The following is a 21,690-nucleotide window of genomic DNA, read 5'->3' as shown; positions in this document are numbered from 1 at the left end:
CTTGTGCGGCGGCAAGGGCCGCGAGTCGCCATAATCGGCCCTTGCCCCTGGCAGCCATCCCCAGATTTACATCACAGACCCAGCAGGAAGACCCCATGCCGATCCAATCCATTCTGAAATCCACCGTGGTGGCACTGGCGATCGTGGGCAGCGGTTCGCTCTTTGCGCAGGGCGCGCCCCTGAACACAGCGGCGTTCGACGCCCTGATTGCGCAAGGCCCCGTCGCCGACGCCGCGACCATCGCATCGAGCACCTGGGCCAGCAAGATCAAGCAGGCCGGCACGCTGCGCCTGGGCAGCACCCAGACCTCCAATCTGTTTTCCCTGCTCAACGAGAAGGACGGCAAGATCCGCGGCTTCGACGCAGGCCTGGCCCAGCTGCTCACGCGCTACATCCTGGGCGATGCGTCCAAGTACCAGTTCGCGCAGGTCACCTCGTCCACGCGCGAGCAGGTGCTGATCAACAACCAGGCGGACATGGTGATTGCCACCTACTCCATCACCCCCGCCCGTGCCGAGAAGATCTCGTTTGCCGGCCCCTACTACACCTCGCAGGCCGGGGTGCTGGTCAAGGCAAGCAACAAGACCGTGCAGTCGTACAGCGATCTGGGCGGCAAGAAGGTCGCCACGCAGGCCGGCTCCACGGGGCCTGCCATCCTGGCGCAGCACGCGCCCAAGGCGGTCGTGCAGGAGTTCCAGACGCACCAGGAAGCGCTGGACTCCCTGCGCCAGGGCCGCGTGGACGCCTATGTGACCGACTACACCCTGCTGCTCAACACCCTGAGCCTGGGCACCGGCGACGCGCGGCTGGCGGGCGCGCCCTTCGGCACGCAGGATTCCTATGGCATCGGCCTGCCCAAGGGCTCGGACGGCGTGGCCTTCATCAATGCCTTCCTGAAGAAAATCGAAGCCGACGGCACCTGGGCCAAGCTGTGGACCATCTCCATCGGCCAGCGCACCGGCAGCACGGCCGTTCCCACGCCGCCCGCCCTGCCCTGAGCGATGGGTGACGTCTCCAGACTCCTCGCCGACCACGGGCCTGCCTTCTGGCAGGCCCTCTTGCTGACCTGGAAGCTCACCGCGTTCTCGTTCCTGCCCGGCTTCCTGCTGGGCGTGGTCGTCACGGTGCTCAGGTTGCTTCCGCTGCCGCCGCTGCGCTTCGTGCTGACGGGCTACGTCGAGATCTTCCGCAACATCCCCAGCGTGGCGCTGCTGATCTTCATCGTGTTCGCGCTGCCCGATCTCAACGTCGTGATCGACTATGAGCCCAGCGTGGTCCTGGCCCTGGCGCTGGTGTGTTCCGCGTTCACGGCGGACTATCTGCGCGCGGGCATCAACACCATTGCCGGCAGCCAGATCGAGGCCGCGCTCAGCCTGGGCATGCGGCCCATGCAGATCATCTCGGCCGTGGTGCTGCCGCAGGCGCTGCGCTCGGTGGTGCAGCCGATGACGTCGCTGCTCATTGCGCTGATGCTGTCCACCTCGCTGGCATCCCAGGTGCCGCTGGCGGGCCGGGAACTCACCTCGCTCGTGTCCAAGATCGCCAACGACTCCGCTGCCGGCATGGCCGCCTTCGCCGTGGCCGCCGCGATGTACGTGGCCACCGGATTGCTGATCGCCTGGGCGGGCGCCATCCTGGAAAAGAAGCTGCGGATACTGCGATGAGCCGTTCTCTGGAAGACATTCTGTTTGGCGCACCTAGCCCGCAGGCCCGGCGGGTCACGCAGGTGGCCAGCCTGATCGCGGCGGCCCTGCTGCTGGCGCTGGCCGCGGGCATCGCGCTGCGCTTTCATTCGGCAGGCCAGCTCGAGGCCCGGTTCTGGGAATTCTTCGCCTGGCCCACCACCTGGGCCTTTCTGGCCAAGGGCCTGCTCGGCACGCTGGCATCGTCAGCCATGGCCGCCGTGATTGCGCTGACCCTGGGGCTGGTGCTGCTGGCGGGGCGCCTGGCGCGGCATCGGCTCGTGCGCTGGCCCAGCGTCGCCGTCATCGAATTCCTGCGCGGCACGCCCACGCTGCTGCTGATCTATGTCTGCTTTCTGGTGCTGCCCGCCGCCGGCATCAAGCTGAGCACCTACTGGATGCTGACCCTGCCCATAGGCCTGAGCACCGCCGCCGTGGTGGCCGAGGTCTACCGCGCGGGCGTGCTTGCCGTGCCCCGCGGCCAGACCGATGCCGCGCGAAGCCTGGGACTGACCGAGGTACAGGTCTTCCGGTTCGTCGTCTTCCCCCAGGCGGTGCGCTTCATCGTGCCGGCGCTGGTCGCGCAACTGGTCATCGTGGTCAAGGACACCACCTTCGGCTACATCGTCACCTATGGCGAGCTCATGCAGAACGCCAAGGTGCTCATTGCCAACTACCACGCGCTGGTGCCCGTGTACCTGGTGGTGGCGGTGCTCTACTGCCTTGTGAACTACGCGATATCCAGGGCGAGCAGGCGGCTGAACCGGCCCGTGCACTGAGGCCCGCCAGTGCCTGCCCTCAGGGAAGGCTCAGATCCATGCCGAGCATCCTGGCAAGGCCGAAGGTGAAGGCCAGCACGCACAGCAGCAGCAGCGTGAAGACGGCAGCGATCTTGCCGCCCGCAATGAGCAGCTCGCGCCTGTCCGCCCCCTTCTTCTTGCCTTGGTCGTAATGCCACTTGATGGCGAAGAACATGGCCGTGCCGAACACGAGCGCCTTGAACGTGACGAAGACTACGGGGATCCAATCGATCATTTTGAGAACTTCCAGCCAATGACTTGGCACTGTCCACGGTGGGGAGCCCCCCTCCCGGACATGAGAGGCAGAGCGCCAGCGACGGCCATGCAAGCACGGTGCTGCCACACCTTGTGGCGCATACTACCCAAAAGCAATTTCCATACATGGACCCCAACATCGCTGCTGAAAACCATGCAAGATGACTCTTTGCCAAGCTGGCTGCCGCGCCTGGCCGTGCAGCGCGGCCCCCGTTTTCTGCAGATTGCGGATGCCTTGCAGGCAGCGGTGGCGGACGGATCGCTGAAACCGGGTGACCGCCTGCCTCCGCAGCGCCTGCTGGCAGCGCAGCTGGATGTGGACCTGACGACCATCACCCGCGCCTACGACGAGGCCCGGCGGCGCCACCTGCTGGAGGGACGCGGCGCGCGAGGCACCTATGTCGCGGCGCCGAAGGTCGAATGGAGCTCGGTGCTCGACCTGAGCATGAACACCCCGCCGCCGCCCGAGGGCGTGGACTTCGACGACATGCTCAAACAGGGCTTGTCACAGGTATTGATGAGGGCCGATGCCCAGCTGCTGATGACCTACCACCTGGGCGGGGGCAGCGACTCCGACCGCAAGGCCGCAGCCCAATGGCTGGAGCCGATGTTTGGGAGTCTGGATGACCGGCAGATCGTTGTCTGCCCCGGGGCGCAGGCGGCGATCGCCGCCCTGATTCTTGCGCTGACCGCGCCGGGCGACGTGATCCTGGCGGAGCCCGCCAGCTATCCCGGCCTGCGTGCCGCAGCGGCCCAGTTCGGCCGGCGCATCCTGGCGGTGCAGGCGGACAGGCAGGGAATGGTGCCGGAGATGCTGGAACAGGCCTGCCGCGAGCACAGGCCGGCGCTGGTCTACCTCAATCCGACACTGCAGAACCCGACCGCCATCACCATGTCGGAAGGCCGGCGCAAGCAGCTGGCCAGCGTGGCCAGGCGCTGCCAGGTGCGCATCGTCGAGGACGACCCCTACTGGCTGCTGGCCGACGCCCCGCCGCCGCCCATTGCCGCATTCGCCCCGCAGCAGGTGTACTACATCTCGACCCTGTCCAAATGCCTGACGCCCGGCCTGCGCGTGGCCTTCGTGCTCATGCGCGACCCGCATGAACGCCAGCGCTTCCTGGTGGCGCTCAGGTCCTTTGCGCTGATGGCCACCCCCGTGACGGCCGCGCTGGCCACGCAGTGGATCCTCGATGGTTCGGCCGGGCAATTGATGGACGGCGTGCGCAAGGAGGCGCGCCTGCGCCACCGGATGGCCAGGGACATCCTGGCGGGGCGGTACAGCGGCGCCGGAGACGGCCTGCATGTATGGCTGGAGCTGCCGGGGTACTGGACTAGCGCCCAGCTGGCACGTGCCGCCGACAGCGAGGGCATCGCCGTCACGCCCGCGCAGGCATTCGCCACCGGCAGCGAATCCGTGAATGCCATCCGCATCTCCCTGGGCAGCATCAAGGACCGTGGACGCCTGCACGCCGGTCTTCAACGGCTGTCCCATCTGCTTGCACGGCTGCCGGAGTCGTTCAGCGCTGCCGTGGTGTAGCCGCGCCGGTCGCGGGAGCGCGGCTTGCGGCCGCAATCGCAGCCGCAATCACGAGCGCAGCCACGACCAGCACTGCCGCGACTGCGAACGTGATCCGCATCGCGTGGGCAATGGCCCCGGGATGCGCCGCGGCGATGTCGGCCGTCCCTGACGCGAACGCGAACACCATCCCCATCACGGATGCCCCGGTGACGAGCCCGAGGTTGCGCGACAGCCCGAGCATGCCCGACATCACGCCACGCTGGTCCGCAGCGACATCGGCCATGACGGCCGTGTTGTTGGCGGCCTGGAACAGCTGGTAGCCAGGGGTCAGGACGGCGATGGCGGCAACGTAGCCCGCAACACCGAACATCGCCGCAAGCACGGACAGGGCGAATGCGCCCGCCGCCATGGCGATGAGTCCGGCGATGACCATGGGGGCAGCGCCCAGGCGATCGACGACACGGCCGGCCGGGACACCGCTCAGGATGGCGATGAACGGGCCCACCGACATCACGAGCCCGACCGTGGTTTCGTCAAGCCCGAGCCCGCGAGACAGATAGAACGGCCCGACCACCAGCGTCGCCATCATCACCGTCGAGACGAGCGCATTCATGGCCAGGCTCGCGCTGAAGCCCGGATCGCGGAACCGCTCCAATCGGATCAATGGCGATGCGGCTGCCGCCTGGGCCCTCGCGAAGAGCACGACGCCGAAGGCCGCGGCCGACAGCAAAGCCCCGTTGAGCGAACCGAAGCTTGCGCGCCCCAGCGTCATGGCGAGTGCATAGGCCACAAGCGTCAGAGCGAGCAGCAAGGTGCCCAGGTGGTCGAAGCGCGCCCGATCCGCCTGCGCCCCTTGGCGATGCACGGGCAGGTATCGATGCGCGAGAAGGAATGTCAGGACGCCCAGCGGCAGGTTGATGAGGAAGATGGCCCGCCAGCCGGGTCCGGCGATCAGATATCCGCCGAGTGCTGGACCGAGGGTGGTGCCCATCGCGGACATCGTTCCGAGCAGGCCCATCGCGCTACCGGTCCTCGCCTTCGGAACCGTCTCGGCGACCAGCGCCATGGAGAGGGCCATCATGATGGCCGCGCCCAGGCCCTGCACCGCCCGGGCGGCAATCAGCAGCCAGAGAGTGGGAGCCAGGCCGCAAAGGACCGAGGCCAGCGTGAACAGGACGATGCCGGCCAGCAGCAGCCGTCGGCGGCCCAGGACATCTCCAAGCCGGCCGGCGCTGACGGTCAGGGCGGTGATGGCCAGCAGATAGGCCAGGACGATCCACTGGACCTGCTGGAAGGACGCGTTGAACGCCTGCGCGAAGGTGGGCAATCCCACGTTGGCGATGCTGGTGCCCAGCGAGGACAGCAGCATGGACAGCGAAAGGCTGGCCAGCACCCAACGGACCGGCGGCCCCTGTTGCGCACCGCCGGCCCCTGCCCCACCTGTTCCGGCACCGATCGGTTTCGACGTGGACTTCATCTTTGGCGACTCCCATATTCAAGTTCTCAGGAGCCTAGTGCCGCGCCTGGCATGGCGGAAGGCGCACTGCTCTCACTTTATTCATGCGTTTGACGCCATGTCGCTACCCGCTGTGCTACGGTCAATCCATGCCGAAGCCCGATCTCAACCTGCTTGTCACCCTGGATGTGCTCCTTGCGGAGGGAAACGTTGCGCGCGCGGCCCAGCGGTTGCGGCTGAGCCCGTCGGCAATGAGCCGGGCGCTGGCGCGGCTGCGTGAGACCACAGGCGATCCGCTGCTGGTCAGGGCCGGGCGGGGTCTCGTTCCCACACCGCGAGCGCTTGAGCTGCGCGAGCGGGTCAGCCAGCTGGTGCAGGACACGGAAGCTGTTCTGCGCCCTGCCGGGCAGCCCGACCTCGGACAACTGGTGCGCACGTTCACGCTGCGCACCAGCGAAGGCTTCGTGGAGAATTTCGGACCGGACCTCATTGCCCGCGTGGGCCAGCAAGCGCCCGGCGTACGGCTTTGCTTCGTGCAAAAGACCAACAAGGACAGCGGCCCGCTTCGCGACGGGACGGTCGACCTGGAAACCGGCGTTGTCGCAAGCACGATAGGTCCGGAGGTGCGCGCGCAGGCGCTGTTCCGAGACCGTTTCATCGGCGTCGTGCGCCAGGGCCATCCGCTGGGCCAGGGCGAGATCACACCCGCGCGCTATGCGAGCGGCAGGCATATCCTGGTGTCCCGGCGGGGGCAGGAAAAGGGGCCCATTGATGAAGCCTTGAATGCGCTCGGCCTGCAGCGGCAGATCGTTGCGACCGTCGGCGGCTTTTCCACCGCGCTGGCCCTGGCCCGCGCCAGCGACCTGATCGCCAGCGTTCCCGAACGGCACACCGGCAACCTGCGCGCGCAAATGCACAGCTTCCCCCTTCCGGTCTCCATGCCGCAGATCACGGTTTCATTGCTCTGGCATCCCAGGCTGCATGCCGATGCTGCGCACCGCTGGCTGCGCGGGTGCGTACGGGAGATTTGCGCAAAGGCTGATTCGCCATGAGCGCCCGCAGCCAGCGGGCTGCCATCGCCGCTCCCATGCACCCATGCAGATACCCATGCAGATGGGCCAGCCCATCTGCAGACCAAGGCTGACCAGCGCCAGATGCAGCAGGCGCTGGAGGCCGGGATGGTTACATATGCAACAACGGGTTGCACACCTACGTGGACCGTCCCGCGCAGGCCATACCATCGCCGGCCTACAACACAGAAAGGCGCGAGGTTATGCAGGAGAGTTCTCTGGAGTGCTTCCTCTATCACAGTCAGTTGGCACCAGGGGCCGACACCACCTGCATCGCGGGCATCATCAAAACCGCACGCTCCTTCAACGGGTCGGCCGGGATCACGGGCATGCTGGTTTTCGACGGGGAACGTTTCTTTCAGTATGTCGAAGGGCCGGCACGGCAATTGGGTTTGCTGGTGGAGTCCATCTCGCGCGACGAAAGACATATCAACTTCACGCCGATGTTCCCGCAAACGCGCATTGATCAAAGGCGTTTCGCCAAGTGGTCCATGGCCTATGTGATTGTGGAAGATGCAGAACATCTGGGCACGATTTCCAAGCTTGAAGGCCCTGGTGCGCTGGCCAAATTGCAGGAGCTGTTGCCGCTGCTGGATGTTCAGTAATTCCTTCGGCCAAAGCGGAGCGGGATTTTCATGATGTGGGTTCACTGAGGCAGGAAATCGATGCTCACCCGTTGGACTACCGAATCCGAGAAAGAGCAACTGCTCGGACTTCAGACCGCTGAAATCCTGGACATGACCGCCAGACGGGAATTTCAGCGCATCACCCAGCTGACCAGCCAGATGTTCATGGTGCCGATTGCCATCATCACGGTTCTGGACGAGCACAGGCAATGGTTCAAGGCGCCCGTAGGTGTGGACATGGACGGCAGCCTGCGCACGGACGCCTTCTGCGACCACACCATCAGAAACGAAGGAATCATGGTGATTCCTGACACGCACCTTGACCGCAGGTTCTCAGGCAATGCGCTGGTAACCGGCCAACCGAACATCAGGTTCTATGCCGGCGTTCCCCTGATCATGAAATCCGGCCATGCCATCGGCAGCCTGTGCATCATCGATACCCGACCCAGAACCTTCTCTGAAGAGCAAGGCCGGCAACTGGCCGCCATGGCTGCGATAGTGCAGGCTCAGATCCAATACCATCACAGCATTGGAAAAGTAGACGAGGTCACGGGCTTGCACAATCGCTCGCAGCTCCAGTCCGACCTGAACAGCCTTTGCATTGTGGCCCCGCAGGAGGCACGCAGCCTGGTATTGATGGAAGCGATCAACCATTGCAGCCTGCTGGAAATGAGCAATGCGCTGGGCTTGAATTATGTCGAGCAGCTCCTGCGTGACATTGCGAAGGCCGTCACGGACATGACGGGGCCGCACGCAACCGTGTACCACGTGGGCCTGGCCAGGTTTGCCTGGATCATCAGCGCGGGCAGGCAAGAAGATGAAGAGGCCCTGGTCAGGCAATTGCTGAAACACCTGCAAAAGCCCATCACCAGTGCCGATCTCCGGTTCGAACTTCAGCCCCGGGCAGGCGTGGTGCGGTTCCGCCTGGCCCAGGCCGAGGTCGATGATGTCATTCGCAAGGCCATGGTGTCCGTGCAGCAGGCTGGCCACAACCATCGGTCACTTCACCGCTATGAGGAGAACGAGGACAGCCGCCAGCGAAGATCCTATCGGCTATTGCGGGACTTTGGGCATGCGCTGGACAAGGGGCAGCTGCGGCTGGTGTACCAGCCCAAATTCGACAACCGCAGTTTCAGCTGCAAGGGGCTGGAGGCGCTCATCCGCTGGAAGCACCCGGAAATGGGGGAAATCCCGCCCAGCGAATTCATCCCCCTGGTGGAAGCCACGCCGTTGATCCATGGCCTGACGCGGTTCGTGATCAAAACGGCGCTGGCGCAGGTTGCGGCCTGGAAAGCGGAAAGTCTCGACCTCCAGGTCTCCATCAATGTCTCGCCGCGCAATCTGGACGAGGTCGATTTTCCGGACTACCTCAACGCCATGTGCAGTCAATATGGCGTTGCCCTGGAAAATATCGTGATCGAGTGCACCGAAAGCGATGTGCTGACAGGCCATGGCACGGTCCAGGCGCTTCAGCACATCAGAAAACTCGGAATCCAGGTCGCACTGGATGATTTTGGTGCCGCCTACTCCAATCTTGCGTCACTCAAGAATCTGCCTGCCGAGATATTGAAGATAGACCGCTCCATGGTCTGCGACGTCGATACCAATGAACGGGCGCTGGCCGTGCTCAAATCCATCATGACCATGGCCTCGGACCTTGGCTACCGCCTTGTGGCAGAAGGCGTTGACAGCGCCGAAGTCTTCGATCTGCTGGTTTCGCTGGGGTTCGATGAGATACAGGGCTACTATTTCAGCAGGCCCATGGAGGCATCGAAAATCAGGAAGTTCGTCGAAGAGCGCAATCGATACGCACAGGGAAAATGAAGGGCCTTGGCCATGGCATGCCGGGCGCAGGCGCAGGCAATTGGCGGGACGACTGTAGGCAGTCTCCTCACCGTGGCGCTGGATCGGCTGACATGGCTTTGCTTGGTTTTCCGATCTCGCCGCTGCCGGGCTGCACTCCTAATGAGGGCTTCAAATTTTGTTTTCCAGGAGTTCTCTATGACAGGTCTCAAGACGCTGAAGATGGGTTTGATCGCAACCGCGCTGATCGCAGCCACGGCCTCGACCAGCTGGGCACAGCCCGTGGCGGGCACCACCACCTTGGGTGTGACGGCCACCGAAGTCCAGGCCGTGGCCACGGGCTGGAGCCTGAAGAAGTCCGTGCTGGGCAAGAGCGTCTACAACGAGGAAGGCAAGGCCGTGGGCAAGATCGACGACGTGATCGTCGCACCCGACAAGGCGGTCTCCTACGCCATCGTCGGCGCCGGCGGCTTCCTGGGCATGGGCAAGCATGACGTGGCCATTCCGGTGAACCAGTTCCGCGTGGAAAACAACAAGATCACGCTGCCCGGCGCCACCAAGGACGCGCTGAAGGCGCTGCCCAAATTCGAGTACGCCAAGAAGTAAGCCGGGCGCGCCCTGCTTCTTTGACAAGCCCTGCGTTGCAGGGCTTTTTCGTGGGCGGCCGTGCAGGACCATATGTTCGCGGCGGATCAGATTCATACCAAAAAATCCGCGAGTCAATGAAAACAATCGTCGCCGTATCCTTGGGAATATCGCTGTGCATTCAGGCATTGCCCTGCCTTGCAGACAACAGCAATGGAAAGCAGCTCTACCTGTCCAGATGCGCCATGTGCCACGGGGCAGACGCCAAGGGTACGGGCCCGCTGGCCAACAAGAGCAATCCACCCACCCCCGACCTGGCGACCGCCGCGTTCAGAAAAAGGCTCCATGACTATCCGGGCGTGATCGTCTCGTCCGTCATTCTTCGCCCCAATGGCGACCTGATTCCCAGGACCTTGCGGGAAAACGGGGTGAAGGTGCCGCCCCATGCCTGGACCGTGAAGGATTTCCGCGACCTCAATGAATACTTCAGTGGCCTGGTTGCGAAGAAGTAGCCCTATATATCGAGTTTCTGCGCGCGCATATGCTCGCGCACCGCATCGACCAGGATGCTGGCCAGCCGGTCCACGGGCGCTGGCGCATCGAGCGTGGCACGGCCCAGGATCAGATCCATGGACGGCAGGGCCGGCAGGCCCAGGGCCTGCGCATCCAGCGGCTTGACGTGCGCGGGCAGGCCGAACGGCGTGCGCACGGACAGGCCCAGGCCTGCAGCCGTGGCGGCCCAGACGGCGGACAGGCTGGCACTGTTGAAGGCATGGCGCCAGGCCATGCCCTTCTTGTCCAGCGCAGCCGTCACGATGTCCCGCAAGGGGCAAGGCGCATCGAGCATGGCCAGGGGCAGCACGTCGTCGTCCTGCGCTGCACCACTGCGCCAGCGTGCCCAGCCGGCGTCGGCCGCGTCCATGGATGCCGGGCCAATCCACTGGAGCGGCAGCCGCATGATGTGCTCCCCATGCACGCACGCGTGGTTCACGCCCGCATCCCATAGCAGGGCCAGGTCGAATTGCCCGAGGGCGATGCGCTCGCGCAGTTCATCGCTGCGGGCCACGCTGGCTTCGATGCGCACATGGGGATGGGCGCGCGCGAACTGCCCCAGCACATGGGGCAGCACGCTTTCGCCCAGGTCTTCCTGCAGGCCCAGGCGCACCAGGCCGCGCAGTTCGCTGCCGCGCACGGCCGCCACGGCGCGGTCGTTGAGTTCGAGCAGGCGCAGCGCGTAGCCGCGCAGGGTTTCTCCGGCCTCCGTCAGCACCAGCCCCCGGCCGGACTTGCGCAGCAAGGGCGTGCCGCATTGGGATTCCAGCTTCTTGAGCTGGGCGCTGACGGCCGAGGTGGAGCGGCCCAGCTTGTCCGCGGCGCGGGCGAAACTGCCCAGTTCGACGCCGGTGCAAAACGTGCGCAGCACATCCAGGTCATAGAGCACACGTGTCATTGCCAAGCCTTCATCGTGCTGAAAAACTGGATTGTAGATACGAAATTATGTGATTTTCAGGATGGTTGGGACTGACCATACTGCCGGCCATGACCTCTTCTTCCGCCGGCCGCAGCGCCAATCCCAGCCCCTTGGCTTCCCCCCACCCGCCCCGCCACCGATGGAAGGTGCTGGCCGCTGGCGTCATCGCCAACGCCGCGTTTTCCGTGGCTTTCAGCGGCATCCCCATGACGGCCATCCTCATGCGTTCGGGCTACCAGCTGGACACGCAGACGCTGGGCCTGGCGCTGGGGCTGATGGGCCTGGGCATTGCGCTCAGCGAACTGCCCTGGGGCCTGCTGACGGACCGCTGGGGCGACCGGCCAGTGCTGCTGCTGGGCCTGTGCGGCACGGCCTTGGCCCTGGCGGCGATGGCGCTCTGGGCCTCGCCATCGCCGGACCATAACCCTTCGTTCGGCCTGCTGGCCGGCGGGCTGGTGCTGGTGGGGCTGCTGGGCGGCAGCGTCAACGGCGCCAGTGGCCGGGCCGTCATGGGCTGGTTTGCCGAAGGCGAGCGCGGCCTGGCCATGAGCATCCGCCAGACCGCCGTGCCCTTGGGCGGCGCCATTGGCGCCCCCTTGCTGACCGGCCTGGCCACGCATGCAGGCTTTGCCGCCGTCTATGGCGTGCTGGCGGCGCTGTGCCTGGCGGCGGCGGTGTTTGCAGCGCTGTGGATTCAGGAGCCATCGCATGCACCGGCCTCAGGCAAGGCCGCTGCGCCAGGCCGGGCCGGGCCATCCGCGCCAGGACCCCTGCGCGATCGGCAAGCCTGGCGCATGGCCGCCGGCATCGGCATCCTGTGCGCCCCGCAGTTCGCCGTGCTCTCGTTCGGAACGGTGTTTCTGCATGACCATGCCCACCTGGGGCTGGGCGTGGCGGCGGCTGTCATGTCGGCCGTGCAGCTCGCCTCCATGGCCCTGCGCATCTGCAGCGGCCGCTGGACCGACAGGCGCCAGAACCGCCCGGCCTTTCTGCGGGCCTGCTGCCAGCTCACCCTGGCGTTGTTCGCAGGCATGGCGGCCCTGAGCTGGAGCAGCCATCCGGGCGCATCGGCAGTGTCGCCCGCCATGGGCCTGGTGCTGATGGTGATGCTGGGCGTGTGCGGTATCTGCGTGTCCGCCTGGCACGGCGTTGCCTACACGCAGCTGGCCGGGCTGGCCGGCGCGGCCCGCGCGGGCACGGCGCTGGGCATGGCCAATACCTCGGTGTTCGCGGTGTGCTTCCTGGTGCCGCTGGCCATTCCGCACTTGCTGTCGGCCCAGGGCTGGGGGCTGGTCTGGGCCTGCGCGGCGGCCTGCGCGGGCTGGGCCATGCATCTGTTTGCACGGGCCGGGGTGGCCGGCAACCCCGGGGCCACGCAGGGGGCGTTATTGAACGAGAATACCGGCTGTCTTCCCACGGCCTCCTCGCACCGACCATGACCATCGCCCACTGGCTTGTTTTCTGCGGCGTCTCGCTGCTGATGTGCTTCACTCCCGGCCCGGCAGTGCTGCTGGCCATCTCCAACTCGGTGGACGTGGGCGCCAGGCGAACGGCCCTGAGTTCGCTGGGCAGCTCGGTGGGCATCTTCGTGGTCTCCGGGCTGGCCATGATCGGCATGGGCACCATTCTCAGCATGTCGGCCCACGCATTTCTGGTCATGAAGGTGGCAGGCGCCATGTACCTGATCTGGCTGGGCGTCAAGCGCTGGCGCAGCAAGGACGCGCTGCTGGGCAGCGACGCCGGCCTGGCGCCTGCCCACCGGCGTGAACGCGGGAACTGGCAGTTGGTGGCGCAGGGCCTGGGCGTGTCGCTGACCAATCCCAAGGCCATCCTGTTCTTCTCCGCGCTGTTCCCGCAATTCGTCATCCCGGGCGAGCCACTGCTCACGCAGTACCTGGTGCTGACCACCACGTTCGCGGTCTGCGCCCTGATCTCGCACGCCTGCTATGTGCTGCTGATCTCCATGATCAAGGGCCACGTGCTGGCGCACGCCAGGCTGTTCAACCGCATCGTGGGCGGCACCTTCATCGCGCTGGGCCTGGGATTGCTCAGGACGCGGCACAAGCTGGGCTGAGTGCGGGCCAGGGCTTCGCACTGGCCGTTCAACAGCTGTCGTATCAACCCGGCAAGCCCAGCCGCTCGCTCACCACCCGCTTGATCAGCTGCTCTGCAAAGCGCGTGACGCGGGTGGACGGGCGTGCGCGCGGAATGGCCAGCACCAGGCGGTTGCGCACGACGGGCGAGATGATCTGCGCGATCGACAGCTGCGAAGGCGAGGCCGTGCCCTGGATGGCGCTCAGCGGCAGCACGGAGTCGCCCATGCCCCGGGCCACCAGCGAGAGCACGGTGTGCACGGAATCGACCTCGGCCAGCATGTGCAGCGGCACGCCGCGCGGCACGGTGTAGCTCTCCAGCAGCTTGCGCAGCGCGTTGGGACCGCGCGCCATGACGAGCTTGCGCTGGGACAGCGCCGCCATGCGGACCTTGGCGGGCAGCGCATGCCTGCTGACCAGCACCAGCGGCTCGCGCAGCAGGGTCTCCGTGGTGATCTGCGGCGAGTGCGGGGGATCGAACAGCAGGGCCATGTCCACGCGCCCGGCGATCAGCCATTCGCGCAGGCTGATGCTCAGGTTCTCCTCGATGGAGATGGTGACGTCGGGGTACTGCTGCAAAAAGCCCTGCACCAGGTCTGCGGCGATGGAGCGCGCCACCCAGGGCGGCAGGCCGATGCTGATGCGCCCGCGCGGGCTGCGCAGCCGGTCCTGCATGTCCGATTCGGCCTGCGCGGCCAGCGCAAAGATGCCGGCCGCATGCTGCAGCAGCGCCTGGCCCGGCTCGGTCAGCACCACGCCGCGCCCGGTGCGCTCCAGCAGCCGCTGTCCCAGCTCCCCCTCCAGCAACAGCACCTGTCGGCTGAGGGCCGGTTGCGACAAATGCAGGGCGGCGGCGGCGCGGCTGAAGCTGCCGGCCTCGGCCACCGCAGCGAAATAGCTCAGGCGCGTCAGGTCCATGGTTCTCCTTGGCAAGGGCTTTCAGCATGCTTTTGACTGATAGCAGGTATTAGCCAAGTCTATGCCTCATTCGCGGCAAGCCCGCCCACAATCGCCACAAGCCTTCGCTGTCGCTACCTTGTTGCAAAGCCCCATGCCTGAACTCACCTACGCCCTGTCCCCCTCCAAGCCCGCGCTGCAGCTGCCTGCGGGCGCCTGCGATACCCATGTGCATGTGTTCGGTCCCGGCACCCAGTTTCCCTATGCGGCCGGGCGCAGCTTCACCCCGGCGGACGCGGGCAAGCACACGCTGTTTGCACTGCACCGCCACCTGGGCGTGTCGCGCTGCGTGATCGTGCAGTCCGCCTGCCACGGCCTGGACAACAGTGCGGTGCAGGACGCGATTGCCGCCGGTGGCGGCAACTACCTGGGCGTGGCGCTGGTGGCCGCCGATGTGTCCGATGGCGAGCTGGCGCGGCTGGCGGGTGCGGGGTTCCGGGGCGTGCGCTTCAACTTCATGCGGCACCTGGCCGGCGTCCGCATTGAAGACGTTCTGGCGCTGACCCCGCGCCTGGCCGCGGCCGGACTGCATCTGCAGGTGCATTTCGAAAGCAGCCTGGTGCATACGGTGGGCCGGCAGTTGCAGGCCAGTGCCGTGCCCGTGGTGATCGACCACATGGGGCGCGTGGATGCGCGCCTGGGCGCAGGGCATGCAGATTTCCAGGCGCTGATGCAGCTGCTGGCCGACCAGCCGCAGTTCCACGTCAAAGTCAGCGGCGTGGACCGCATCGACAGCCAGCCGCCCTATGCCCAGGGCAAGCCGCTGGCGCGCCTGCTGGTGGAGCGCTTTCCCACGCAATGCCTGTGGGGCACGGACTGGCCCCACCCCAACCACACGCATGTGCCCGACGACGGCCTGCTGGTCGATGCGCTGGCCGACATCGCGCCCACGCCAGCGCTGCGGCAGGCCCTGCTGGTGGACAACCCGCAGCGGCTGTACCGGTTCTGAGGACCGCAGACGGCGCCTGTCGCCTGTGGCTCATCGCCGGTCGCCCTGCCCACAGATACCCATAAAAGGAGACATCCATGACAAGCATCCCTTCCACCCGCCGCAGGCGCTGCCTGTCCATGGCGCTGGCGGCCCTGGCGCCCCTCGCTGCCCTGGTTTGCGCCGCATGGCCCGCGCTTGCGCCCGCGCAGCCGCAGATGACGCGCATCGTCGTGGCCTTTCCGCCGGGCGGCCCGGTGGACTTCGTGGCGCGCACGCTGGCCGAGCAGTTGGGCAAGGAGCTGGGCAGCATCGTCGTGGTCGAGAACAAGGCCGGTGCCAACGGCGCCATTGCGGCCGAATACGTATCGCGCGCACAGCCGGACACGCGCACGCTGTGGCTGACCAGCGTGGGCGCCGTGGCCATCAACCCGGCGCTGTACCCCAAGCTCGGCTACAAGCCGGCCACCGACCTCGCACCGGTGTCGCTGGTGGTCAGCAACGTGGAGATGCTGGTGGTCAACGCCAAGGCGCCCTACGGCAACGGCGCGCAGTTCGTGGCAGCCGCACGCCAGGCCCGTACACCGCTGACCATGGCCTCGTCCGGCACAGGCAGCGTGCCGCACCTGGCCATGGAATTGCTCAAAGAGCATGCGGGCATCCAGCTCGCCCACATTCCCTACAAGGGCGCCGCGCCCGCCATCACGGATGTGGTGGCGGGCCATGTCGATGGTTTCTTTGGCGACATTCCCGGGCTGATCGGACAGATCTCCGCCGGCAAGCTCAAGCCCGTTGCCATTGCCGCCAGCCGGCGCCACCCGCGCTTTCCCGAGGTCAGGACCTTTGCCGAGATCGGCATCACCGGCGTGGATTCGGACAACTGGTACGCCCTGTTCGCCCCCAAGGGCACGCCAGCGGCCGAGATCGAAAAAATGAGCCAGGCCGTGCAGCGGGCGCTGAACACGCCCTCGGTCAAAAGCCGCCTGGAAGCCTCTGGCACTGAAGTCGTGGGCAGCACGCCGGCCGAGCTGGCCAGGGCGCTGCAGGCCGACACCCTCAAATGGAGCCGCGTGGTACGCGCCAACGGCATCACCCCCGACTGAAGCGAGCCCCCATGAGAATCCAACCCGTACTCCCCGGAACCCGCCCCGAACTGGCGGCTGTGGAATCGCGCATCCTGGCCGAACGCGGCCGCATTTCCGAGCTGTACCAGGTGCTGCTCAACAGCCCGCCCATCGCCCACGGATGGGAGCAGATGCTGTCGGCCGTACGCAATCGCAGCAGCCTGGATGCAGGGCTGCGCGAGCTGGTCATCCTGCGCGTGGCCGTGCTCAACGGCGCGCCCTATGAATTCAATGCCCATGTGCCCCATGCCCACAAGGCGGGCAAGAGCGATGCGGCCATCGAGGCGACCCGCAGCATCCCCTGCGCCGCGGATGCGCCGTGGACCGAGCAAGAGCACCTTGCCATCCGCCTGACCGATGCCATGACGCGCGACATCACCGTCGCCGACGCGCTGTTCGCCCAGGTGCAGGCCCGCTTCAGCGCGCAGGAGCAGGTGGACCTGGTGGCCACCATCGCGGCCTACAACATGGTCTCGCGCTTTCTCACCGCATTCCGTATCGGGCACTGAAGGCATGGCTGATTCCCGCATACCTGCCGACTGCCTGCTGCTGCGATGGACGATGGCAGCGCCCTGCCTGGCAAGCGCCAAGGCACTCGCAAGAAGCGCCTACGGTCCTGCGTTTGGCGACGCCCTCACCCAGGCGGCAGGCCTGGGCGTGCGCCTGACCGTCCAGCGATTCGCCTGGTCGGCCAGCACGGGGCGCATCTACGTCTATGTGGAGCTGCCGGGCCGCATGGGCGTCTCGCGGCCTGCAGTGCTTGCCGTGCAGGCGGCGGCGCAGGCCATGCTGCCGGCCGCATCAAACCTTGCGGCGTCCAGGCTGACGCTGGCCTTCGACCGGCCCGGCGCCTCGCACGGGCAGCAGCGCCATGCCCACTACACGGTGGAGATGGACCCGGCCGAAGGCTGGGCGCCCGAGATCTTTCGCTGGTACGACGAAGAACACATGCCGGGCCTGGCCGCCGTGCAGGGCAACATCCATTCACGCCGCTACCTGAACCACGACGGCGGCCCGCTGTCCCTGGCCTGCTATGACCTGCAAAACCCCGGCGTGCTGGGCTGCCCGGCCTGGCTGCAGGTGCGCGCCACGGCCTGGAGCGACATCACGCGGCCGCATTTCACGCACACCGTGCGCACCATGTTCGCGACCGTGGACGCGGGGGATGGGGCCTGGCCGCCCTATTGAGCGCCCTATTGAGCGCCCTGCCCGGGAATCAGCAGCAGCTTGCCCACGCTCTGGCCCGACTCCATGCGCCGGTGCGCCTGCGCGGCCTCGGCCAGCGGCCAGGTGCTGTCGATCACGGGGCGGATGGTGCCGGCAGCCAGCGCGGGCAGCCAGCGCTGGGCAAAGCGCCGGACCATGGCCTGCTTGACTTCGGGCGGGCGCGACTTCATCACCGTGCCGAAGATCCTCAGGTGCCTGTACAGCAGCACGTCCATGGGCACGGCCGCCGCCAGCGCGCCGCCCAGCAGGCCCACGCAGACCATGCGCCCGCCCATGGCCATCGAGCGTAGGTTGCGCTCCAGATACGGGGCGCCGATGAAGTCCACCACCACATCCACACCCTGGCCGCCGGTCTGCTCGGCCACCACGGCCTGGAAGTCTTCGCTGCGGTAGTCGATGAACACGTCGGCGCCAAGGCCCAAGACAGCCGCCCGCTTGTCGCCGCTGGCCGTGGCGAACACGCGCGCCCCGGCCGCATGCGCCAGCTGCACCGCCGCCGAGCCCACGCCGCTGCCGGCCGCGTGGATGAGCACGGCTTCGCCAGGCTGCAGTTGGGCCAGGTGGAACAGCGCCTCATGCGCCGTCACGAAGACTTCGGCCACCGCGCCGGCATCCGTCAGCGAAAGGCCCTCGGGCACATGCATGGCCATGCGGTGGTCGATGCGCGACAGCTCGGCATAGGCGCCGCCGCCCACGATGCCCATGACGCGGTCGCCCACGGCGAAGCCCTGCACCTCGGCGCCCACTTGCACCACCGTGCCGGCGATCTCCAGGCCCATGAGGTCGGATTCGCCAAAGTGGGCGCGGCCATAGGCGCCCTTGCGGTGCGAGACATCGGCACGGTTCACGCCGATGGAGGCATTGCGCACCAGAAGGTCATGGGGCCGGACTTCGGGCCGGGCCACGTCGCGGGCCACGAGCACTTCGGGGCCGCCGAAATCGTCGAAAACAATGGCTTGCATGCGGGCGTCGTCATTCATGGCGAAAGAGTGTCCAAAAACAGGTTGAAGAAACGAATGCCCCGAGCTTACGACTGCCGCCAGCCGCTCGAACGCAGCGATTTCGCTCTACAGTGCTGCAAATCTGCATCACGCCAACCGCCATGAACTGGGATGACACCCGCATCTTTCTCGCCCTGACACGCGCCCCTTCCCTGCGCGCGGCCGCACGCATCCTGGGCGTGGACCAGGCCACCGTGGGCCGGCGCCTGAATGCGCTGGAGGCCGAGCTGGGCAGCAAGCTCTTCCTGCGCGCCAGGGACGGCTACCTGCTGACCGCCGCCGGCGAGGCCGCACTGGGCGCGGCGCGACGCATGGAGGGCGCGGCGCTGGACCTGCGCACGCGCATCGAAGGCCTGGACGACAGCCCGGCCGGCCTGGTGCGCGTGACCAGCACCGACTCGATTGCCACAGAATTCCTGCTGCCCGCCATCGAGCGCCTGCAGCAGCGCTGGCCCGGCATCCGCGTGGACCTGGAGGTGTCCACCCAGATGCTCAACCTGGGCCGCCGCCAGGCCGACATCGCGTTTCGCAACGTCCGCCCCGAGGCGCCCGAGCTGGTGGTGCGCCGCGTGGCGGCATGGCCGGTAGGGCTGTTTGCGAGTGCCGCCTATGTGGCGCGCTTTGGCGAGCCCGTGGCCGAGGACGAACTGCGCGGCCACCACCTCGTGGTCTACGGTCCCTTCCTGGAGCAGCGGCCCGTTCCCACCATGGTGGACGTGCCCGCGCGCCAGGCCAGGATCGCCATGGCCGCCAACTCCAGCCTGCTGGTGCGCAAGGCCGTGGCGGCCGGCATAGGCCTGGGCGAAATGCCCGTGAGCATGGGCAAGCGCGAAGGCCTGCTGCGCATCTGGCCGCAGCGCCAGCGCTCGGATGACTACGAGGTCTGGCAGGTCATGCACCCCGACCTGCAGCGCACGGCCCGGGTGCGCGTCACGGCCGAGTTCCTGGCCCAGGCGCTGGGCGCGGAGCCTGCGTGATGCCGAGCTTGTCCAGGGCGGCGGCAATCACGGCGGCAGGGATGCAGGCATGCAGCGGGAGCCGATGATCGGCAGAACCTGCGCCAGCGCACCGGACAGGCTGCCCGGTGGCCACAGGCTTCGCCTTCAGTCTTTGGAAGCAGGCCTGTGCCTGTCCTTGCGCAGCATCTCCAGATAGAGCGCCTCCACCTTCTCGCGCGCCCAGGGCGTCTTGCGCAGGAACTTCAGGCTGGAGCTGACGCTGGGGTCCAGCGCAAAGCAGCGCACCGGAACCTGCCGCGCAAGCCCGGCCCAGCCGTAGCGGGCCTCCAGGGCAAGGACGATGGCTTCGAGCGTGACGCCGTGCAGCGGATTGCGGGGCTGGGCGACGGGAGGCGGGGTTTCTTGCATGGCGCGATTTTCGCCCGCCTTTGCAGTGCTGCGGACCGCAGCTTTATTTGTAATTACATGCAATCACGCCGTAAGTTTCTGTAGCATTGTGGCGTTCCTGGCCTTCTGCTGCACTCCCCGACCATGCCCGCCCTGTCCCTTCGCCAGAAACTGCTGGCACCGCTGGTTTTCTGCCTTCTCGCGCTGCTTGCGCTCACCCTCTTCAACGCCTACCAGGCACGCGACAAGGCCTACGAGGCCCGGCAGCAGGCGCTGCGCGACTTCGTCGATGCGGGCGACAGCCTGATTGCGGCGATTGCCGCCGAGGCCAAGGCCGGCAAGCTGACAGAGGAAGAAGCCAAGGCCACCGCCATTGCCCGCGTGGGCCAGTTGCGCTATGCAGGCGGCGCAGGCTACATCACCAGCATCACCACGGATTCCGTGGTGCTGAACAATCCCGCAAGCCCGGGCATCAACGGCAAGAACATGGGCGGCTTCCAGGATGCCAAGGGCAACTACCTGTACCGCAACATTGCCGCCGTGGGCGCGTCGGCCCAGGGCAGCGGCTACCTCACGTACTGGTGGCCCCGCCCCGGCGCCAAGGAGCCCAGCGCGAAGCTGGCCTATGCCAGGCGCTCCACGGCCTGGAACTGGGACCTGATCGCTGGCGACTATGTGGACGACATCCAGCAGGCCTTTGTCGCCACCATCACCAAGTCGGTGGCGGCGCTGGCCGTGCTGGGCGCACTGCTGTCCCTGATTGCGTGGCTGGCCACGCGCAGCGTGCTCAATGCCATTGGCGGCGAACCGGCGGTGGCGGCCGAGATTGCCAACCGCATCGCCTCGGGCGACCTGTCGCAGTCGGGGCTGGCGGGCGCAGCCCAGGCCCCCGAAGGCAGCGTGATCGCCGCCGTGCAGCGCATGAGCGAGCAGCTGCGCCAGCTGGTGACGCGCATCCATGACACGGCCGGCGTCATCCACCGCTCGGCCGGCGAGATCGCCACGGGCAGCGTGGACCTGTCGCAGCGCACGGAGCGCCAGGCCAGTTCGCTGGAAGAAACCGCCGCCTCCATGGAGCAGCTCACGGCCACCGTGCACCAGAACGCCGAGAACGCCCAGCACGCCAGCCAGATCGCCTCGGGCGCCTGTTCCGTGGCCGAGCGCGGCGGCTCCGTGGTGGACCAGGTGGTGGCCACCATGGGCGAGATCAACAGCTCCTCGCGCCGCGTGGTGGACATCATCGGCGTGATCGACGGCATTGCCTTCCAGACCAATATCCTCGCGCTGAATGCGGCCGTGGAAGCGGCGCGCGCGGGCGAGCACGGGCGCGGCTTTGCCGTGGTGGCGGGCGAGGTGCGCACGCTGGCACAGCGCAGCGCCTCGGCCGCGCGCGAGATCAAGACGCTGATCCAGACCTCGGTGGAAAGCGTGGACGCCGGCGCCACCCTGGTGGACCAGGCCGGCCAGACCATGCGCGAGGTGGTCACCACGGTGCGCAACATCACGGGCATCGTGACCGAAATCGCCTCGGCCAGCCGCGAGCAAAGCAGCGGCATCGAGCAGGTGGGCCATGCCGTGACCGACATGGACCGCGTGACCCAGCAAAACGCCGCCCTGGTCGAGCAGTCCTCGGCTGCCACGCAGGTGCTGCAGGAAGAATCGGAGAAGCTGTCGCGCCTGACGGCTTCGTTCAAACTCTAGAGCCGGCTCTGCCCTCCCTGCCTCCCCTTTCCTTTCCTCCCCTTCT

The 21,690-nt window shown here is 66.8% G+C and carries 23 protein-coding genes; 17 read left to right on the top strand and 6 right to left on the bottom strand.

What is annotated here, in order from left to right:
- The first annotated feature begins 95 nt into the window (after nt 1-95).
- From AAN986_RS11185 to AAN986_RS11175, 3 genes are read left to right on the top strand one after another with little or no spacing between them, the layout of a single operon-like run.
- Entirely contained in the window at nt 96-998 is a 903-nt protein-coding gene (locus AAN986_RS11185; RefSeq protein WP_016446387.1) for a glutamate ABC transporter substrate-binding protein, read from the top strand.
- A 3-nt stretch (nt 999-1,001) separates the two neighbouring features.
- Nucleotides 1,002-1,664, top strand: coding sequence for an ABC transporter permease subunit (locus AAN986_RS11180; protein ID WP_046238349.1), 663 nt, complete (start codon nt 1,002-1,004; stop codon nt 1,662-1,664).
- Nucleotides 1,661-2,461 (top strand): amino acid ABC transporter permease, encoded by an 801-nt coding sequence (locus AAN986_RS11175; RefSeq protein ID WP_047216886.1) that lies wholly within the window; start codon nt 1,661-1,663, stop codon nt 2,459-2,461. Before AAN986_RS11180 ends, AAN986_RS11175 begins: the two co-directional genes overlap by 4 nt.
- A gap of 19 nt (nt 2,462-2,480) precedes the next feature.
- Here the strand turns inward: AAN986_RS11175 and AAN986_RS11170 are convergent, their stop codons facing one another.
- A complete protein-coding gene (locus AAN986_RS11170; protein WP_016446390.1) occupies nt 2,481-2,717 on the bottom strand; it encodes a hypothetical protein in 237 nt (78 codons plus the stop codon).
- Nucleotides 2,718-2,891: 174 nt separating this feature from the next.
- On the opposite strand from AAN986_RS11170, the gene AAN986_RS11165 reads away from it, so the two are divergent.
- Nucleotides 2,892-4,274 (top strand): PLP-dependent aminotransferase family protein, encoded by a 1,383-nt coding sequence (locus tag AAN986_RS11165; protein ID WP_016446391.1) that lies wholly within the window; start codon nt 2,892-2,894, stop codon nt 4,272-4,274.
- Here AAN986_RS11165 and AAN986_RS11160 read toward each other — a convergent pair.
- Nucleotides 4,255-5,733, bottom strand: a complete 1,479-nt coding sequence (locus tag AAN986_RS11160) for an MFS transporter (RefSeq protein ID WP_047216885.1) — start codon at nt 5,731-5,733, stop codon at nt 4,255-4,257. The two genes, AAN986_RS11165 and AAN986_RS11160, sit on opposite strands and share 20 nt — an antisense overlap.
- 128 nt (nt 5,734-5,861) lie before the next feature.
- Between AAN986_RS11160 and AAN986_RS11155 the strand changes: the two genes are divergently transcribed.
- The 5 genes from AAN986_RS11155 (at nt 5,862) to AAN986_RS11135 (ending at nt 10,308) form a co-directional block, all read left to right on the top strand.
- Nucleotides 5,862-6,764: a LysR family transcriptional regulator gene (locus tag AAN986_RS11155; protein ID WP_047216884.1), complete on the top strand. Its 903-nt coding sequence runs from the start codon at nt 5,862-5,864 to the stop codon at nt 6,762-6,764.
- Between the two features lie 149 nt (nt 6,765-6,913).
- Nucleotides 6,914-7,387, top strand: a complete 474-nt coding sequence (locus tag AAN986_RS11150; RefSeq protein WP_241150299.1) for a BLUF domain-containing protein — start codon at nt 6,914-6,916, stop codon at nt 7,385-7,387.
- Nucleotides 7,388-7,447: 60 nt separating this feature from the next.
- The gene (locus AAN986_RS11145) at nt 7,448-9,232 is read left to right on the top strand and encodes a GGDEF and EAL domain-containing protein (RefSeq protein ID WP_047216882.1); all 1,785 of its coding nucleotides are present in this window, start codon (nt 7,448-7,450) and stop codon (nt 9,230-9,232) included.
- 177 nt (nt 9,233-9,409) lie between these two features.
- A complete protein-coding gene (locus tag AAN986_RS11140) occupies nt 9,410-9,817 on the top strand; it encodes a PRC-barrel domain-containing protein (protein WP_017404321.1) in 408 nt (135 codons plus the stop codon).
- 116 nt (nt 9,818-9,933) lie between these two features.
- Complete coding sequence (locus AAN986_RS11135) at nt 9,934-10,308, top strand: cytochrome c (RefSeq protein WP_016446397.1); 375 nt, start codon at nt 9,934-9,936, stop codon at nt 10,306-10,308.
- A gap of 2 nt (nt 10,309-10,310) precedes the next feature.
- On the opposite strand, the gene AAN986_RS11130 is transcribed toward AAN986_RS11135, so the two are convergent.
- Nucleotides 10,311-11,246 carry a LysR substrate-binding domain-containing protein gene (locus AAN986_RS11130; protein ID WP_016446398.1) on the bottom strand — a complete coding sequence of 312 codons (936 nt, stop codon included), beginning with the start codon at nt 11,244-11,246 and terminating at the stop codon, nt 10,311-10,313.
- An 89-nt stretch (nt 11,247-11,335) separates the two neighbouring features.
- Here AAN986_RS11130 and AAN986_RS11125 point away from each other — a divergent pair, with 89 nt between their 5' ends.
- Nucleotides 11,336-12,706: an MFS transporter gene (locus tag AAN986_RS11125; protein WP_047217048.1), complete on the top strand. Its 1,371-nt coding sequence runs from the start codon at nt 11,336-11,338 to the stop codon at nt 12,704-12,706.
- A complete protein-coding gene (locus AAN986_RS11120) occupies nt 12,703-13,341 on the top strand; it encodes a LysE family translocator (RefSeq protein WP_016451462.1) in 639 nt (212 codons plus the stop codon). Before AAN986_RS11125 ends, AAN986_RS11120 begins: the two co-directional genes overlap by 4 nt.
- A 43-nt stretch (nt 13,342-13,384) precedes the next feature.
- Here AAN986_RS11120 and AAN986_RS11115 read toward each other — a convergent pair whose 3' ends face one another.
- Nucleotides 13,385-14,278: a LysR substrate-binding domain-containing protein gene (locus tag AAN986_RS11115; protein WP_016446401.1), complete on the bottom strand. Its 894-nt coding sequence runs from the start codon at nt 14,276-14,278 to the stop codon at nt 13,385-13,387.
- A 133-nt stretch (nt 14,279-14,411) separates the two neighbouring features.
- On the opposite strand from AAN986_RS11115, the gene AAN986_RS11110 reads away from it, so the two are divergent.
- The 4 genes from AAN986_RS11110 to AAN986_RS11095 all read left to right on the top strand — a co-directional run bounded on the left by AAN986_RS11110 (nt 14,412) and on the right by AAN986_RS11095 (nt 17,557).
- Nucleotides 14,412-15,266: an amidohydrolase family protein gene (locus tag AAN986_RS11110; RefSeq protein WP_016446402.1), complete on the top strand. Its 855-nt coding sequence runs from the start codon at nt 14,412-14,414 to the stop codon at nt 15,264-15,266.
- 77 nt (nt 15,267-15,343) lie between these two features.
- A complete protein-coding gene (locus AAN986_RS11105) occupies nt 15,344-16,348 on the top strand; it encodes a tripartite tricarboxylate transporter substrate binding protein (protein ID WP_016451461.1) in 1,005 nt (334 codons plus the stop codon).
- Nucleotides 16,349-16,359: 11 nt separating this feature from the next.
- On the top strand, nt 16,360-16,878 hold the full coding sequence (locus AAN986_RS11100; protein WP_047216881.1) for a carboxymuconolactone decarboxylase family protein: 519 nt from the start codon (nt 16,360-16,362) through the stop codon (nt 16,876-16,878).
- Nucleotides 16,879-16,882: 4 nt separating this feature from the next.
- On the top strand, nt 16,883-17,557 hold the full coding sequence (locus tag AAN986_RS11095; protein ID WP_047216880.1) for a hypothetical protein: 675 nt from the start codon (nt 16,883-16,885) through the stop codon (nt 17,555-17,557).
- A 5-nt stretch (nt 17,558-17,562) separates the two neighbouring features.
- Here AAN986_RS11095 and AAN986_RS11090 read toward each other — a convergent pair whose 3' ends face one another.
- On the bottom strand, nt 17,563-18,576 hold the full coding sequence (locus tag AAN986_RS11090; RefSeq protein ID WP_016451458.1) for an NAD(P)H-quinone oxidoreductase: 1,014 nt from the start codon (nt 18,574-18,576) through the stop codon (nt 17,563-17,565).
- A 122-nt stretch (nt 18,577-18,698) separates the two neighbouring features.
- Here AAN986_RS11090 and AAN986_RS11085 point away from each other — a divergent pair, with 122 nt between their 5' ends.
- Nucleotides 18,699-19,574: a LysR family transcriptional regulator gene (locus AAN986_RS11085; protein WP_047216879.1), complete on the top strand. Its 876-nt coding sequence runs from the start codon at nt 18,699-18,701 to the stop codon at nt 19,572-19,574.
- 126 nt (nt 19,575-19,700) lie between these two features.
- Here AAN986_RS11085 and AAN986_RS11080 read toward each other — a convergent pair whose 3' ends face one another.
- Entirely contained in the window at nt 19,701-19,964 is a 264-nt protein-coding gene (locus AAN986_RS11080; protein ID WP_206424508.1) for a VF530 family protein, read from the bottom strand.
- 123 nt (nt 19,965-20,087) lie between these two features.
- Between AAN986_RS11080 and AAN986_RS11075 the strand changes: the two genes are divergently transcribed.
- Complete coding sequence (locus tag AAN986_RS11075; RefSeq protein ID WP_047216877.1) at nt 20,088-21,644, top strand: methyl-accepting chemotaxis protein; 1,557 nt, start codon at nt 20,088-20,090, stop codon at nt 21,642-21,644.
- Nucleotides 21,645-21,690 lie beyond the last annotated feature (46 nt).

Source organism: Delftia sp. DS1230 (assembly GCF_040112715.1).
GTDB lineage: Bacteria > Pseudomonadota > Gammaproteobacteria > Burkholderiales > Burkholderiaceae_C > Comamonas > Comamonas tsuruhatensis.
The sequence above is the reverse complement of the archived record's forward strand: the minus strand, read 5'-3'. Positions and strand labels throughout refer to the sequence as shown.

Excerpts from the sequence above, each read along its gene's own strand:
- AAN986_RS11185 (WP_016446387.1), top strand. The coding sequence starts at position 96 with ATGCCGATCCAATCCATTCTGAAATCCACCGTGGTGGCACTGGCGATC.
- AAN986_RS11180 (WP_046238349.1), top strand. The coding sequence starts at position 1,002 with ATGGGTGACGTCTCCAGACTCCTCGCCGACCACGGGCCTGCCTTCTGG.
- AAN986_RS11175 (WP_047216886.1), top strand. The coding sequence starts at position 1,661 with ATGAGCCGTTCTCTGGAAGACATTCTGTTTGGCGCACCTAGCCCGCAG.
- AAN986_RS11170 (WP_016446390.1), bottom strand. The coding sequence starts at position 2,717 with ATGATCGATTGGATCCCCGTAGTCTTCGTCACGTTCAAGGCGCTCGTG.
- AAN986_RS11165 (WP_016446391.1), top strand. The coding sequence starts at position 2,892 with ATGCAAGATGACTCTTTGCCAAGCTGGCTGCCGCGCCTGGCCGTGCAG.
- AAN986_RS11160 (WP_047216885.1), bottom strand. The coding sequence starts at position 5,733 with ATGAAGTCCACGTCGAAACCGATCGGTGCCGGAACAGGTGGGGCAGGG.
- AAN986_RS11155 (WP_047216884.1), top strand. The coding sequence starts at position 5,862 with ATGCCGAAGCCCGATCTCAACCTGCTTGTCACCCTGGATGTGCTCCTT.
- AAN986_RS11145 (WP_047216882.1), top strand. The coding sequence starts at position 7,448 with ATGCTCACCCGTTGGACTACCGAATCCGAGAAAGAGCAACTGCTCGGA.
- AAN986_RS11140 (WP_017404321.1), top strand. The coding sequence starts at position 9,410 with ATGACAGGTCTCAAGACGCTGAAGATGGGTTTGATCGCAACCGCGCTG.
- AAN986_RS11135 (WP_016446397.1), top strand. The coding sequence starts at position 9,934 with ATGAAAACAATCGTCGCCGTATCCTTGGGAATATCGCTGTGCATTCAG.
- AAN986_RS11130 (WP_016446398.1), bottom strand. The coding sequence starts at position 11,246 with ATGACACGTGTGCTCTATGACCTGGATGTGCTGCGCACGTTTTGCACC.
- AAN986_RS11125 (WP_047217048.1), top strand. The coding sequence starts at position 11,336 with ATGACCTCTTCTTCCGCCGGCCGCAGCGCCAATCCCAGCCCCTTGGCT.
- AAN986_RS11120 (WP_016451462.1), top strand. The coding sequence starts at position 12,703 with ATGACCATCGCCCACTGGCTTGTTTTCTGCGGCGTCTCGCTGCTGATG.
- AAN986_RS11115 (WP_016446401.1), bottom strand. The coding sequence starts at position 14,278 with ATGGACCTGACGCGCCTGAGCTATTTCGCTGCGGTGGCCGAGGCCGGC.
- AAN986_RS11110 (WP_016446402.1), top strand. The coding sequence starts at position 14,412 with ATGCCTGAACTCACCTACGCCCTGTCCCCCTCCAAGCCCGCGCTGCAG.
- AAN986_RS11105 (WP_016451461.1), top strand. The coding sequence starts at position 15,344 with ATGACAAGCATCCCTTCCACCCGCCGCAGGCGCTGCCTGTCCATGGCG.
- AAN986_RS11100 (WP_047216881.1), top strand. The coding sequence starts at position 16,360 with ATGAGAATCCAACCCGTACTCCCCGGAACCCGCCCCGAACTGGCGGCT.
- AAN986_RS11095 (WP_047216880.1), top strand. The coding sequence starts at position 16,883 with ATGGCTGATTCCCGCATACCTGCCGACTGCCTGCTGCTGCGATGGACG.
- AAN986_RS11090 (WP_016451458.1), bottom strand. The coding sequence starts at position 18,576 with ATGAATGACGACGCCCGCATGCAAGCCATTGTTTTCGACGATTTCGGC.
- AAN986_RS11085 (WP_047216879.1), top strand. The coding sequence starts at position 18,699 with ATGAACTGGGATGACACCCGCATCTTTCTCGCCCTGACACGCGCCCCT.
- AAN986_RS11080 (WP_206424508.1), bottom strand. The coding sequence starts at position 19,964 with ATGCAAGAAACCCCGCCTCCCGTCGCCCAGCCCCGCAATCCGCTGCAC.
- AAN986_RS11075 (WP_047216877.1), top strand. The coding sequence starts at position 20,088 with ATGCCCGCCCTGTCCCTTCGCCAGAAACTGCTGGCACCGCTGGTTTTC.